Below are 13,069 nucleotides of genomic sequence, written 5' to 3'. Positions count from 1 at the left end.
ACATACATTCGCAGCTTCTGAATATTCACAACTATGTGAAACAAGTGTAGCTTCTGAAGCATGGAACATGCCATCTCAGTGTCCGGCCTGAGGAAGACTTTCGGCCAGACCAAGGCGCTCGACGGTCTCGACCTGACCGTCGCTCAGGGCGAGGTGCACGGCTTCCTCGGCCCGAACGGCGCGGGCAAGACCACCACCATCCGTGTCCTGCTCGGGCTGCTGCGCGCCGACGCCGGCACGGTCACCCTGCTGGGCGGCGATCCCTGGCGCGACGCGGTGTCGCTGCACCGCCGTCTGGCCTACGTGCCGGGCGACGTGACGCTCTGGCCCAACCTGACCGGCGGCGAGGCGATCGACCTGCTCGGCCGGCTGCGGGGCGGGCTGAACCCCAAGCGCCGCCAGGAGCTGCTCGAACGGTTCGACCTCGACCCGAGGAAGAAGGGCCGGGCCTACTCCAAGGGCAACCGGCAGAAGGTCGGGCTGATCGCGGCGCTCGCCTCCGACGTGGAGCTGCTGCTGCTCGACGAGCCGACCTCCGGCCTCGACCCGCTGATGGAGGAGGTCTTTCGCCAGGTCGTCATGGAGGAGGCCAAGCGCGACGGGCGGACCGTGCTGCTGTCCAGCCACATCCTCGCCGAGGTGGAGGCGCTGTGCGACCGGGTGAGCATCATCCGGTCCGGCCGGACCGTCGAGTCCGGCAGCCTGGCCGAGCTGCGCCACCTGACGCGCACGTTCGTCTCCGCCGATCTCGCCCGCCCGCCGGACGGCCTGGCGGGCCTGCCGGGGGTGCACGACCTCGACGTGGACGACACCCATGTGCGGTTCCACGTCGAGGCCGGCGACCTCGACGCCGTGCTCCGCCACCTCACGACGTTCGGCGTACGCGGCCTGACCAGCCGGCCTCCGACGCTGGAGGAGCTGTTCCTGCGTCACTACGAGACGCCGGTGGTGACGTCGCGATGAGCGCCTTCACCGGGACCGGGGCCCTGGTCCGGCTCATCCTGCGCCGTGACCGGGTGCTGATGCCGATCTGGGTGCTGTGCCTGGCCCTGATCCCCGTCGCCATGGCGGCGGGCACCGCCGGGCTGTACCCGACCGACGCGGCGCGCCAGGGATACATCGACGACCTCAGCAGCACCCCCCTGCTGAGCATGTTCTACGGCCGCACACCCGGGCCGAGCCTCGGCGCGCTGATCTTCTGGCGCTCCGCGACCGGCATGATTGTCATGGCGCTCGTCGGGCTGCTGACCGTGATCCGCCACACACGGGTGGAGGAGGAGGCGGGCCGCCGCGAGCTCGTCGGGTCGGCCGTCGTCGGCCGCCACGCCGGCCTCGCCGCGGCGCTGGCCGCCACCTCCGGGGCGAGCCTGGTCACCGGCGTGCTGGTGGCCCTCGGCATGATCAGCCAGGACACGCCGGCCGCGGGAGCGTTCGCCATGGGCCTGGCGTGGGCGGCGGCCGGGATCGTGTTCGCGGCCGTCGGGGCGATCACCGCGCAGCTCAGCTCGGGCGCCGGCCCGGCCCGCGGCATCGGCATCGTGGTCCTCGCGCTCGCCTTCGCCCTGCGGGCCGTCGGGGACGTCGCCGCCGGGAACGGCGGCGACGGCCTGGCATGGCTGTCGTGGACGCCGCCGCTCGGCTGGATCTACCAGGTCCAGGCGTACGAGGCCGACCGGTGGTGGATGTTCGCGCTCATCGCCGTGCTGGTGGCGGCGCTGGCCCGCGTGGCCTTCGCTCTGTCGGCCCGCCGTGACATCGGCGCCGGCCTGCTGGCCTCCCGGCTCGGCCCCGCCGCCGCCGCGCCGGGCCTGCGCACACCGCTGGCGCTGGCCTGGCGGCTGCATCGGGGCACGCTGTACGCCTGGACCGCCGGCCTGGCCGTCTACGGCCTGCTGATCGGGGGCATCGCGAAGTCGGCGGCCGACCTGATGGCGGACAACCGGCAGCTCCAGGAGATCATGGAGCGGATGGGAGGCAGCTCCGCGGTCAGCGACGTGTTCATCGCCGGGACGCTGGGCCTCGGCGCGACCGCCGTCTCGGCGTACGCGATCTCGGCGGCGCTGCGGATGCGCGGCGAGGAGGCCGGTCAGCGCGCCGAGCCGCTGCTGGCGACGCCGGTGAGCCGGGCGCGATGGGCCGCCGGTCACCTGGTCTTCGCCCTGCTCGGCCCGGCCGTGGCCATGACGGCCGCCGGCCTGGCGGCCGGGCTGACGTACGGCCTGTCCACGGGCGACATGGGCGCGCAGCTGCCACGCGTCCTCGGCGGAGCGCTGGTGCAGCTTCCCGCGGTCTGGCTGCTCGCCGCGCTCACCGTCGCCGTGTTCGGGCTGCTGCCCCGGCTCGCCCCCGCCGTCGGCTGGGTGGCGCTGTCGGTGTGCCTGCTCCTCGGCCAGGTCGGGGCGGCGCTACGACTGGACGACGCGCTCCTGGACGTGTCGCCGTTCACGCACGTCCCGCACGTGCCCGGAGGCTCCGTCTCCGCGACGCCCCTGCTCGCGCTGACCGGGATCGCCGCCGCCCTGCTGCTGGCGGGGCTCGCCGGCGTCCGCAGGCGTGACATCCCGGCCGGATGACGGCTCGTCAGCCGCCGTCGCCGCCGTCGCCGTCAGGGGGAAGCGGGCGACGGCGGTGACGGGTCACGGCGGTGACGAATCACGGCGTCCCAGGCGGCCACGGCCGCCGCGACGGCGGTCGCGCAGGCGGCCAGGACCAGGGGCGGCGCGACGAGCCCCAGCGGGGCGGACGCGGCCAGCGCCGCCAGCCCCGCTCCGTGGGAGAGGGGGAAGCGCCCCCAGACCGTGCGCTTGAACAGACCATGCCCGGCGAGGAACAGCGCCGGGCCGCCGAGACAGGTGAGCGCGACCTCGGCCGGAGTGGGCCCGAGCGGATGGTGGATGACCAGCTCGTCACCCACGGCCGACACCACGATCCCGGCGACCATCGGCAGGTGCAGGAAGGTGTACGCGGAGCGGGCGAGCCGCCCCGGGTCCCGCGAGGCGGCGATCACGCGGCTGCCCGCCTCCGCGCTGCGCCCGAAGTAGACCCACCACAGCGCGACGCTGCCGAGGAACGCCACGACGAAGGCGGCGGCCGGGGCTCCCGAGGGGTGCTCCCCGAAGGTCGCGCCGGTGACCACGATGGACTCGCCGAACGCGATTATCACAAAGAGCTGGCAGCGCTCGGCCAGGTGGGCGCCGTCGATCGTCCAGTCGGAGGTCTCCGAACGGCCGAGGCCCGGCGTGGCGAACCTGACCCAGGGCGCCAGGAGGTCGGTGCCGACGGCGGCCACCCAGAGCAGCTCCCTAGCGCCGCCGCCGGTGAGGGCGCCCGCGCCCCAGAAGACGCCGGACAGCACGGCCCAGGCGAGCACCCGCAGCAGGTTACGGCGTAAGGGGCCGGCGGGGGCCTGGAGCACCGAGTGCGTGGTGCGGCCAACCTGGATGGCGACGTACGCCGCGGCGAACAGCGGGCCGTGCGCGCCGAACGCCTCGGGGATCACCGCGGACATGATCAGGCTCGCCAGCATGACCCCGACCAGCACGAGCCGGACCGTCGGCCGGTCGGGGTCGAACCAGTTGGTGTGCCAGGCCGTGTAGATCCACGCCCACCACACCGCGAGCAGCAGGAGCAGGGTCTGTGCCGCGCCGTGCCAGGACAGGTGGCCGAGCAGCAGATGAGAGAGCTGGGTGATCGCGAACACGTACACGAGATCGAAGAACAGCTCGGTGAACGTGACGCGCTGGCCCTCCGCACGCGAGCGGAGTGGCCCCGCCGGGGTGGTCACGGCTGTCCACGCTAGGGATCTTCGTGACAGAAGGGAAGGATATATCTTGATATACCAATACTCGCTGGTATCTTCGGGCAGATGAGGCCGGAAGAGCTGCGCAGTCATCGCTGGTACGGCACCGGCAGCCTGAGGTCGTTCAGTCACCGCGCGCGCACCCGCCAGCTCGGCCTGTCGGCCGAGGAGCACCTGGGCAAGCCGGTCATCGGGATCCTCAACACCTGGAGCGAGCTCAACCCCTGCCACATGCATCTGCGCGATCGGGCCGGGGACGTCAGGCGCGGGGTGTGGCAGGCCGGCGGCTACCCGGTGGAGCTGCCGGTCATGGCGGTGGGGGAGACGTTCCAGAAGCCGACCGCGATGCTCTACCGCAACCTGCTCGCCATGGAGACCGAGGAGGTCCTGCGCTCCTACCCGGTCGACGCCGCGGTGCTGATGGGCGGGTGCGACAAGACCACCCCGGCGCTGGTGATGGGCGCGATCAGCGCGGACATCCCGGCGATCTTCGTCCCGTGCGGGCCGATGCTGCCGGGCGACTGGCGGGGCCGGCGACTCGGCAGCGGCAGCGACATGTGGAAGTACTGGGAGGACAAGCGCGCGGGTCTCGTCACCGGCGAGGAGATGGACGAGATCGAGGAGGGGATCGCCCGCTCGCCCGGCCACTGCATGACGATGGGCACGGCGTCCACCATGACATCGGTGGCCGAGGTGCTCGGGCTGACGCTGCCCGGCGCGGCCTCGATCCCCGCCGTGCTGTCCGCGCACAACCGGATGGCGGCGGCCAGCGGCCGGCTGGCCGTCGGGCTCGCCTGGAACGGCGTGCGGCCCTCGCAGTTGCTCGACGGGCGTGCCTACCAGGACGCGCTGACCACGGTGCTGGCCCTCGGGGGCTCCACCAACGCGGTCGTCCATTTGATCGCGATGGCGCGCCGCAGCGGGGTCGAGCTGACGGTGGACGACTTCGACGCGGTCTCGCGCCGCGTGCCCGTCCTGGCCGACGTACGGCCGGGCGGGGTGCACCTGATGGAGGACTTCCACCGGGCGGGCGGCCTCCCCGCGCTGCTCCACCGGATCCCCGACCTGCTGCACCTCGACCGGCCAACGGTGAACGGGAGGGGCATCGCGACGCGGGAACCTTACGACGACGCGGTGATCAGGCGCAGGGACGACCCGCTGTCAGCGGAGGGCGGCCTCGCGGTGCTGCGAGGCAACCTGGCGCCGGACGGCGCCGTCATCAAGCATGTCGCGGCGGACCCGGGCCTGCTCACGCACACGGGCCCGGCCGTGGTGTTCGAGGATCACCGCGACCTGCTGCGCCGGATCGACGAGGTGCCCGCCACCGCCGGCAGCGTGCTCGTGCTGCGGGGATCCGGCCCGAGAGGCGGCCCGGGGATGCCCGAGCACGGGATGCTCCCCATCCCCGAAAGCCTGCTCAAGCAGGGCGTACGCGACATGGTGCGGATCTCCGACGCCAGGATGAGCGGCACCAGCTACGGCGCGTGCGTGCTGCACGTCGCCCCCGAGTCCCACGTCGGCGGGCCTCTGGCGCTGGTCAGGGACGGCGACCTGATCACGCTGGACGTGCCCGCGCGCAGGCTCACGCTCGACGTGCCGGAGGAGGAGCTCGCCCGCAGGCGGCGTGAGTGGGAGCCGCCCGCGCCGCGTCAGGCCCGTGGGTACGGCGCGCTCTACGACGCCCACGTGCTCCAGGCCGATCAGGGCTGCGACTTCGACTTCCTGAGGGGAGCCAGCGGCGTCCCGGAGCCCGAGGTCGACTGAGCGGCGACTGAGCGGCGACTGACCGGCGGCGGGCGGCGGCGGCCGAGGCATGGTGCGGGGCCTGCCGCTCGGGCCGCGGCGGACGGCGCGCCTCGATCAGGTGCCGTCCAGGGTGCTCAGAATCGCGGCCACCTTCTTCTGGTCGTCGGGGGCCAGCTCGGAGATGGGCGGCCGGACCGCCCGGCCGCAGACGCCGAGCTGCGCCAGCGCTTCCTTGATGACCGAGACGTTGTGCTCCGCGCCGTTCCTGGCCCGCAGGTCCTCGATCGGCTTGAGCCGCCGCCACACCTCCATCGCGCCGGCCCGGTCGCCCTCACGCAGGAGGCGCAGGAGCTCCAGTGACAGCCGTGGTGTGATCACGGCCAGGCCCGAGGTGAACCCCTCCGCTCCGCCGGGCCAGAAGAACGGGGCCCATCCCTCGGCGAGCCCGCACACCCACACCGGCCCGTCCACCTCGCCGGCCAGGGTGGCGAACGCCACCGGGTCGGCCACGGCGTACTTCACGCCCACGACGTTGGGGCAGCGCCGCACCAACTCGCGCAGCGCCCGGGATGTCACGGCGGGGGAGCGGACGTAGCAGACCACGCCCAGATCGGGCACGGCTTCGGCGATCGCGCGGTGGTAGGCCGTCCAGCCCTCCTCGGACCGGTACGGATGCACCGGCTGGTGGATCATCACCCCCTGGCAGCCGAGCCGCTCCGCGTCATGCGCGAGCCGTACGGCACGGCGCACGTCGTGCCCCACCCCGGCGATCAGGACGGCGCCGGGGGCGGCCTCCCGGGTCAGCGCCACCGCCCGGGCCGCCTCGTCGTCGTCGAGTGAGTAGAACTCGCCGGTGTTGCCGTTCGGGGTGAGGGCCGTCACGCCGCCGCCGACGAGCCGCTCGACGGCGGCGCCGAGGGCCCGCTCGTCGATCCGGTCGTCCGCGCCGAACGGGGTGACCGTCACCGCCACGACGGACCGCAGAGCCCACCTGACGTCCTCGATCATGGGGCCTCCTCCGGTGACGTGGTATATCAGTACACCACAGCGTCGACCGCGGCCCACGGCGAAGGGGGCTTCGCGAGGTTGACATCGATCATTGACTGACTGTCGTCAAGATGCCAAATAAGTACCGAAATGTCTTGACTTAAACGATCGCTGCCCCCTATCTAGGAGAAGGCATAGACGGCTGATCACCAATGGCGGCATAGATGACGACCGACTCCGGGCCGGACAATCTCCGGCGCGAGTACCGTGCGCTCCACGCTGACGCGTTCAATCGCATCGGTGGCCGATATGACGAGGCGTTTCCCCGCAAGGAGGGACAGATCGCCGCCGGCGAATGGATGATCAAGCAGCTCAAGCCGGGATCGCGGGTGCTGGACGTGGGCTGCGGCACCGGGTCGCCCACGGCCGAGCAGCTGGCCGACGCGGGATGCGAGGTCACCGGCATCGACATCTCGCCGGTCATGCTGCAACTGGCCAGGAAGAACGTCCCCGTCGGCACGTTCTTCGAGCTCGACGTGCTCGACCTGAACGGCTCGCTCGGCATCTACGACGCGGTCACCGCGTTCTTCAGCCTGCTCATGCTGCCGCGCGCCGAGATCGTGACGGCTCTCGCCAAGGTGCACGCCGTCCTCGCCCCTGACGGCCTGTTCTCGCTGAGCATGGTGGAGCTCGACCTCGACGACATCCCTTTCCAGTTTCTCGGCGTTCCGGTCCGGGTCACCGGATATCTCCGCGACGAGTTGCATGAGGTCGTGAAGGCCGCCGGTTTCACGGTGCTGTCGGAGAACCGTGTTTCGTACGCCCCGGCGACCACTCTGGCGCCGCCCGAAATCCAGCTTTTCCTCAATTGCCGCCGCGATTACGTCTGAGCGGTTCCTCCCGGATTGGTTCCTTCCAGACCGGTTCCTCGCGGTCAGGTGAAGCGGTCCGGTTCGCCGCAGACCGGTGACGCGGAGCCGGTGACGCGGAGCGGTCGCGTGGGTGGTCCTTGGCCGGATTGACGGGGAGCCGCCCACGCCCGTAGGTTCAGATACCGACTGGTCGGTCTGGAGGTCTCATGCGGGTTCGGGACAAGGTCGTCGTCGTGACCGGCGCCGCGAGCGGCATCGGCCGGGCCATGGCGCTCCGCTTCGCCGGCGAGGGGGCCGCGGGCGTGCTCGTGGCCGACCTCGACGAGGCCGGGGCGTCGGCTGTCGCCAAGGAGATCGGGGACCGCGCGGTCGCCGTCCGCGCCGACGTGTCGGTGGAGGCCGACGTCCGGGCGCTGGCCGACACCGCCGAGCGGGCGCTGGGACCGATCGGCCTGTTCTGCTCCAACGCCGGGATCATCACCGGCCACGGCCTTGATGAGGCGTCCGACCTCGACTGGAGCCGGACGCTCGCGGTCAACACGCTCGCGCACGTGTACGCGGCGCGAGCCGTCCTCCCCCGGATGGTCGAACGTGGCGGCGGCTACCTGCTAAACACCTGCTCGGCCGCCGGGCTGGTGAGCTGCCCGGGCGACGCGCCGTACGCCGTGAGCAAGGCGGCCGCGATCTCGTTCGCGGAGTGGGTGGCGATCCACTACCGGGCCAGGGGTGTGCGCGTCAGCGTGCTGTGCCCCCAGGGCGTTCGTACGCCGATGACGCTTGGGCTGGGAGAGGACCACGTCACGGCACGGGCGGTCGCCGCCTCGGGGGCCGTGCTCGACCCGGCCGACGTCGCCGGCCACGTCGTCGAGGGCCTCGAAGCGGAGCGGTTCCACATCCTTCCGCACCCCGAGGTGGCCGACTTCGTCCGCATGAAGGCCGCCGAGCCGGACCGCTGGCTCGACGGCATGTCGCGATTCGTGGAGTCGATGTACGCCGGCGGCGCCTGAGTGCTCCCTATGACCGGTAGGTCTCCAGGCCGCGGAGGAAGATCTCCAGGCCGAACTCGAACCTCTCGTCGCCGCTGCCGGTCATCAGCGAGTCGATGTTGGCGCTGATCGCCGGGAAGCTCTCCCCGGGCAGGCTCAGGTAGTACGCCTGGAGGGGGCGGAGGATCTCTTCGAAGAACGCGCTCTGGTCCTTGCCGCTCGCCCGCAGCTTGGCCGCGTAGAGCGAGCCCTCGTAGACATCGGACATCACGTAGAGGTACAGCCGGTCGAGGGCCCAGGCCGCCACCTGTGGGGGCAGCCCGGCAGCCAGCATGATGGCGAGCATCCCCTCGGCGAGGCGCAGCGCGTTCGGGCCCCTCGGGATGTTGGCCATCGGGACCCGGGCGATGTCGGCGTGCGCGTGGAGGACGCGGTACATCCGCCAGGCGATCTCCCTGAGCTGGTCGAGCCCCCGTTCAGGCTCGGGCGCCGGCACCTCCACCTCGCCGATGACCTGCTCGAAGATGAGCTCCAGGAGCTCCTCCTTGTTCGCCACGTGCGCGTACAGCGAGGCGGGGCCGGTGCCGAGCTCCTGCGCGATCCGGCGCATGCTGACGGCGTCCAGGCCCTCCGCGTCGAGGATGCCCAGCCCCTTCTCGACGATCAGCTCCTGGCTCAGCGGTCGCCGGGGTGCGTGCTTGGGCGGGGTCCGCCACGGCGGCAGGGGAACGGCCTCCATGCGAACACCGTATCCCGGCCGAACGGCATTCGTGCGACGAACAGCGTTTGACGTCTTGCGAGTCCAGACCTTATAACGGAGTTCGAGCAACGAACGGTGTTCGCCCGACGAATGGAGTTCCCCCGTGGTCACCGCAATTCCGGCAGCGCCTTCCGCGTATCGCACGCGCTGGGCCGCCCTCTTCGTCATCCTCGCCGCCGAGGTGATGGACCTGCTCGACGCCCTCGTCACCAACATCGCCGCGCCGACCATCCGCGCCGACATCGGCGGCGGCTCCAGCCTGATCCAGTGGCTCGGCGCCGGCTACACCCTCGCAATGGCCGTCGGCCTGATCACCGGAGGGCGGCTCGGCGACCTCTACGGCCGCAAGCCGATGTTCCTCCTCGGGGCTTCCGGCTTCGTGCTCGGCTCCCTGCTGTGCGGGCTCGCCGTGTCGCCGGAGATGCTCGTCGGGGCCCGAGTGCTGCAGGGCCTGTTCGGCGCCGTCCTGCTACCGCAGGGACTCGGTATGATCAAGGAGATGTTCCCGCCCAAGGAGATGGGCACCGCCTTCGGCGCCTTCGGGCCCATCATGGCTCTGTCCTCCGTGGGCGGGCCGGTGCTGGCGGGGTGGCTGGTCGAGGCCGACCTGTTCGGCACGGGCTGGCGAATGATCTTCCTGATCAACCTCCCGCTGGGCCTGCTCGCGCTGGCCGGAGGCGTCCGCTTCCTGCCTCGGTCGCGGTCCGAGCACGCCGCCCGCCTCGACCTCACCGGGGCCGGGCTCGCCTCCGCGGCCGCGGCCCTGCTGATCTTCCCGCTCGTGCAGGGACGCGAGTACGGCTGGCCGGCGTGGACCTTCGTCTCCATGGCCGCCTCCGTCGCCCTTTTCGCGTTCTTCGGGTGGTACGAGTCACGCAAGCACCGTTCCGGCGGCGACCCTCTGGTGGTGCCGACCCTGTTCCGCAAGCGGGCCTTCGCCGGCGGTCTCGTCGCCGGGCTCGTCTTCTTCTCCGGCATGGTCGGCTTCTCGCTGGTCTTCACCCTCTACACGCAGATGGGCCTGCACTACTCGCCCCTCAAGGCGGGTCTGGCCGCGCTTCCCCAGGCCATCGGTGTGATGGTCGGTTTCGTGGTGGCGAGCGCCGGGCTCACCGAGAAGCTCGGCCGCAGGCTCCTGCACGCCGGCGCGCTGATCATGGCTGCCGGCGTGGCCGGCTTCGGCGTGACGCTGCACTCCGCAGGCGTGGGGGTCACGCCCTGGCAGATGGCTCCCACGCTCGCCGTCGCGGGCATCGGCATGGGCCTGCTGATGGCGCCGTTCTTCGACATCGTGCTCGCGGGGGTCGCGCCGGAGGAGACCGGCTCGGCCTCCGGGACGCTCACCGCGATTCAGCAGCTCGGCGCGGCCCTCGGCACCGCCGTCCTCGGCACCGTCTTCTTCCACCTGCTGGACGGCGGCACCGGTTTCGGCGATGCCATGCAGGTCGTCATCTGGATCGAGGTCGGCATGCTGCTGGTGACATTCGTCACCGCCTTCGCGCTGCCGATGCGGGCACGGCACGAGGAGGTCACCGGCTGAACGTCCTCCGGTACGCCGAGGGCGACGTGTGCATCGAACGGCTGAAATGGTGGCGGAACGTCACCGGGCTCTCGAACCCGACGGCGGCCCCGATCTCCTCGATCGGCACCGCCGTCGTCTCAAGCAGGGGCAGGCTCGCCGCGACCCGCTGCGCGATCACCCAGCGGAGCGGGCTCGTCCCGGTGCGCCGGTTGAAGTGCCGGACGAAGCTGCGAGGGGACATCCCGGCCACCCGGGCCATCGCGGCGACCGTGATCGGGCGGGCCAGGCCGGCCAGCGCCCACTCCATCGCCCTCCCCACCGCGTCGTCGTCGTCGAGGGCCGGGACGGGGGCCTCGACGTACTGGGCCTGTCCGCCCTCCCTGTGGGGCGGGACGACCAGCCGCCGGGCCACCGCGTTGGCGACGCTCGGGCCGTGGTCACGCCGTACGAGATGGATGAGCAGGTCGAGCCCCGCCGCGCTGCCGGCGCTGGTGAGGACGTCGCCGCCGTCCACGTACAACACGCTGGGATCGACCTGGACCTGGGGGAACCGCCGCCGCAGCAGCGCCGCGTACCTCCAGTGGGTCGTCGCCGGCCGGTCGTCGAGCAGGCCGGCGGCGGCCAGCGCGAAGGCGCCCGAGCAGATCGACACGATCCGCGCGCCCCGGTCGCTCGCGCGCCGCAACGCGGAGACGAGCGCGGGGGAGACCTCCGCGCGGACGTCGGGCACCCCCGGCACGATGACCGTGTCCGCCTCCGCGAACGCGTCCAGCCCGTGGGCGGCCTGGACGGTGAAGCCGCCCACCGCGCGGAGCGGACGGTCGCGCTCGGCGCAGACGACGAGGTCGTACCAGGGCACCTCCAGTTCGGGGCGGGGCAGCCCGAAGACCTCCACGACGCACCCCAGCTCGAACGGGCTCATGCCGTCGAAGGCGAGCACCGACACGGTATGGCGGTTGTCGCTGTCGTCGCTGTCGTCGCTGTCGTCGCGGCCGGAGCCTCGGCGGCCTTCGAAGCGGACATCGGCGAGAGTGGTCGATCGGGTGTCGGGCTGGATCTGGGGGTGGGCATAGGGATGGACATGGGGGTGGGTATCGGGCTGGGCGTCCGTGCGGATGCCGAGCTGGACGGCGGAGTGGACGGCGGGCTGGACGGCGGAGTGGACGGCGGGGCCCGGGAGCATGGCCGGATATTAGCGTCATTAGGCATTCCTGCCACTGTTGGGTGAATGCCTTCGGCGGGCACTGTTGGGGCGCAAGGCGGGACATCTGACCAGGGGAACGCATGCCGGGACGCCCAGCCGTCCGTCTCGAGCGGGAGGCATTCGCCTGCCTGTCCGTCTTCATGAACTGTCTGCCGTCCGAGGACACCACGTCGGGCGGAGGCATTGTCCGTCCGAACCAGACTTGGAGGCCTGTTGTCCGCCGTTCTCAGTACTCCCGCCGCCCACCCCGCCGAGGCCGCCGCCCACTTCGCGGGACGCCTGTCGTTCGAGGCCGACGTCTCCGACGTACGAGCCGACCTGCTGGCAGGCGAGACCGGCATCGCCGTCGTCGACTCCCGTAGCCAGGAGAGCTGGCGGCAAGGTCACATCGAGGGGGCCGTCCACCTGCCTACGGCGGAGATCGCCTCGCGGGCGGCGTCCCTGATCCCCCCGGACGTCACCGTGGTCACCTACTGCTGGGGGCCGGGCTGCAACGGCGCCACCCGGGCGGCCCTGGAATTCGCCAAGCTGGGCTACCACGTCAAGGAGATGATCGGCGGCTTCGAATACTGGGCGCGCGAGGGCTTCCCCGTCGTGACCGCAGCCGGTGCCGAGACACGGCCAGTTGATCCCCTCACGGCCCCACTCGCCCCATCGGCCGCCGGCGTGATGTGCGGCTGCTGATCAGGCGGCCCGAGCACAATCGATGCCCTACGGCGTTCCGGTACGACGATCCCCTGGAGGTCCTATACACTGGCGTGGCGCCGCGAAGCCTTCGATGTCGCGGTGTCACCAAGGGGCTATAGCGCAGCTGGTAGCGCACCTCCATGGCATGGAGGGGGTCTGGGGTTCGAATCCCCATAGCTCCACCATCAGGAGCCCTGTCCACGGTTTCGTGGGCGGGGCTCCTTTTATGTGGGCATCCCGGCTTGTTATGGCCCCGGCGCCTCACACCTGGGCGGGTCGCGCTCGGCATTGGGCCGACTTGAGTCGTGCTTAGATCTTCAGCCTTTTGGATCTTCAAGTCTGCTGTGGTCGCCTGGTGGCGCCTCGCCGTGTTGTCGCCGTGTTCATGGTTATTCATCGGCTCGGCAGAGGTCCCATAGGGCGCTTTCCGGAGATCCGTCGGCTGGATCAGAACGGGGGGACGTCAAGGTCGTGTCCCATCGTCGGGTGGTGATCTGGGGGTGGGG

General features: G+C 71.4%; 11 protein-coding genes and 1 tRNA gene. 8 read left to right on the top strand and 4 right to left on the bottom strand.

Features of this window, described 5'->3' with window-relative positions:
• Nucleotides 1-60 precede the first annotated feature (60 nt).
• Nucleotides 61-963, top strand: a complete 903-nt coding sequence (locus AB0B72_RS32395) for an ATP-binding cassette domain-containing protein (protein WP_367743099.1) — start codon at nt 61-63, stop codon at nt 961-963.
• Nucleotides 960-2,573, top strand: coding sequence for an ABC transporter permease (locus AB0B72_RS32390; protein WP_367743098.1), 1,614 nt, complete (start codon nt 960-962; stop codon nt 2,571-2,573). Before AB0B72_RS32395 ends, AB0B72_RS32390 begins: the two co-directional genes overlap by 4 nt.
• 32 nt (nt 2,574-2,605) lie before the next feature.
• Here the strand turns inward: AB0B72_RS32390 and AB0B72_RS32385 are convergent, their stop codons facing one another.
• A complete protein-coding gene (locus AB0B72_RS32385; protein ID WP_367743097.1) occupies nt 2,606-3,784 on the bottom strand; it encodes a low temperature requirement protein A in 1,179 nt (392 codons plus the stop codon).
• An 81-nt stretch (nt 3,785-3,865) separates the two neighbouring features.
• Here AB0B72_RS32385 and AB0B72_RS32380 point away from each other — a divergent pair, with 81 nt between their 5' ends.
• Nucleotides 3,866-5,563: an IlvD/Edd family dehydratase gene (locus AB0B72_RS32380; protein ID WP_367743095.1), complete on the top strand. Its 1,698-nt coding sequence runs from the start codon at nt 3,866-3,868 to the stop codon at nt 5,561-5,563.
• A 96-nt stretch (nt 5,564-5,659) separates the two neighbouring features.
• Here AB0B72_RS32380 and AB0B72_RS32375 read toward each other — a convergent pair whose 3' ends face one another.
• A complete protein-coding gene (locus tag AB0B72_RS32375; protein WP_367743093.1) occupies nt 5,660-6,553 on the bottom strand; it encodes a dihydrodipicolinate synthase family protein in 894 nt (297 codons plus the stop codon).
• Between the two features lie 203 nt (nt 6,554-6,756).
• On the opposite strand from AB0B72_RS32375, the gene AB0B72_RS32370 reads away from it, so the two are divergent.
• Together AB0B72_RS32370 and AB0B72_RS32365 are read left to right on the top strand one after the other, a co-directional pair.
• A complete protein-coding gene (locus tag AB0B72_RS32370) occupies nt 6,757-7,422 on the top strand; it encodes a class I SAM-dependent methyltransferase (protein WP_367743092.1) in 666 nt (221 codons plus the stop codon).
• A gap of 188 nt (nt 7,423-7,610) precedes the next feature.
• Complete coding sequence (locus AB0B72_RS32365; RefSeq protein WP_367743090.1) at nt 7,611-8,411, top strand: SDR family oxidoreductase; 801 nt, start codon at nt 7,611-7,613, stop codon at nt 8,409-8,411.
• Nucleotides 8,412-8,418: 7 nt separating this feature from the next.
• On the opposite strand, the gene AB0B72_RS32360 is transcribed toward AB0B72_RS32365, so the two are convergent.
• A complete protein-coding gene (locus AB0B72_RS32360; RefSeq protein ID WP_367743089.1) occupies nt 8,419-9,129 on the bottom strand; it encodes a TetR/AcrR family transcriptional regulator in 711 nt (236 codons plus the stop codon).
• Between the two features lie 124 nt (nt 9,130-9,253).
• Here AB0B72_RS32360 and AB0B72_RS32355 point away from each other — a divergent pair, with 124 nt between their 5' ends.
• Nucleotides 9,254-10,690 (top strand): MFS transporter, encoded by a 1,437-nt coding sequence (locus AB0B72_RS32355; protein WP_367743088.1) that lies wholly within the window; start codon nt 9,254-9,256, stop codon nt 10,688-10,690.
• Here AB0B72_RS32355 and ftrA read toward each other — a convergent pair.
• Complete coding sequence (gene ftrA, locus AB0B72_RS32350) at nt 10,680-11,855, bottom strand: transcriptional regulator FtrA (RefSeq protein ID WP_367743087.1); 1,176 nt, start codon at nt 11,853-11,855, stop codon at nt 10,680-10,682. The two genes, AB0B72_RS32355 and ftrA, sit on opposite strands and share 11 nt — an antisense overlap.
• Nucleotides 11,856-12,086: 231 nt before the next feature.
• Between ftrA and AB0B72_RS32345 the strand changes: the two genes are divergently transcribed.
• Nucleotides 12,087-12,560, top strand: coding sequence for a rhodanese-like domain-containing protein (locus AB0B72_RS32345; RefSeq protein WP_367743168.1), 474 nt, complete (start codon nt 12,087-12,089; stop codon nt 12,558-12,560).
• A 112-nt stretch (nt 12,561-12,672) separates the two neighbouring features.
• Nucleotides 12,673-12,748: transfer RNA gene (locus tag AB0B72_RS32340), tRNA-Ala, on the top strand.
• Nucleotides 12,749-13,069 lie beyond the last annotated feature (321 nt).

This window comes from Microbispora sp. NPDC049125, from assembly GCF_040802045.1.
Taxonomy (GTDB): domain Bacteria; phylum Actinomycetota; class Actinomycetes; order Streptosporangiales; family Streptosporangiaceae; genus Microbispora.
This window is presented reverse-complemented; position numbering and strand designations above follow the sequence as displayed.

Excerpts from the sequence above, each read along its gene's own strand:
- AB0B72_RS32370 (WP_367743092.1), top strand. The coding sequence starts at position 6,757 with ATGACGACCGACTCCGGGCCGGACAATCTCCGGCGCGAGTACCGTGCG.
- ftrA (WP_367743087.1), bottom strand. The coding sequence starts at position 11,855 with ATGCTCCCGGGCCCCGCCGTCCACTCCGCCGTCCAGCCCGCCGTCCAC.
- AB0B72_RS32395 (WP_367743099.1), top strand. The coding sequence starts at position 61 with ATGGAACATGCCATCTCAGTGTCCGGCCTGAGGAAGACTTTCGGCCAG.
- AB0B72_RS32390 (WP_367743098.1), top strand. The coding sequence starts at position 960 with ATGAGCGCCTTCACCGGGACCGGGGCCCTGGTCCGGCTCATCCTGCGC.
- AB0B72_RS32365 (WP_367743090.1), top strand. The coding sequence starts at position 7,611 with ATGCGGGTTCGGGACAAGGTCGTCGTCGTGACCGGCGCCGCGAGCGGC.
- AB0B72_RS32380 (WP_367743095.1), top strand. The coding sequence starts at position 3,866 with ATGAGGCCGGAAGAGCTGCGCAGTCATCGCTGGTACGGCACCGGCAGC.
- AB0B72_RS32375 (WP_367743093.1), bottom strand. The coding sequence starts at position 6,553 with ATGATCGAGGACGTCAGGTGGGCTCTGCGGTCCGTCGTGGCGGTGACG.
- AB0B72_RS32360 (WP_367743089.1), bottom strand. The coding sequence starts at position 9,129 with ATGGAGGCCGTTCCCCTGCCGCCGTGGCGGACCCCGCCCAAGCACGCA.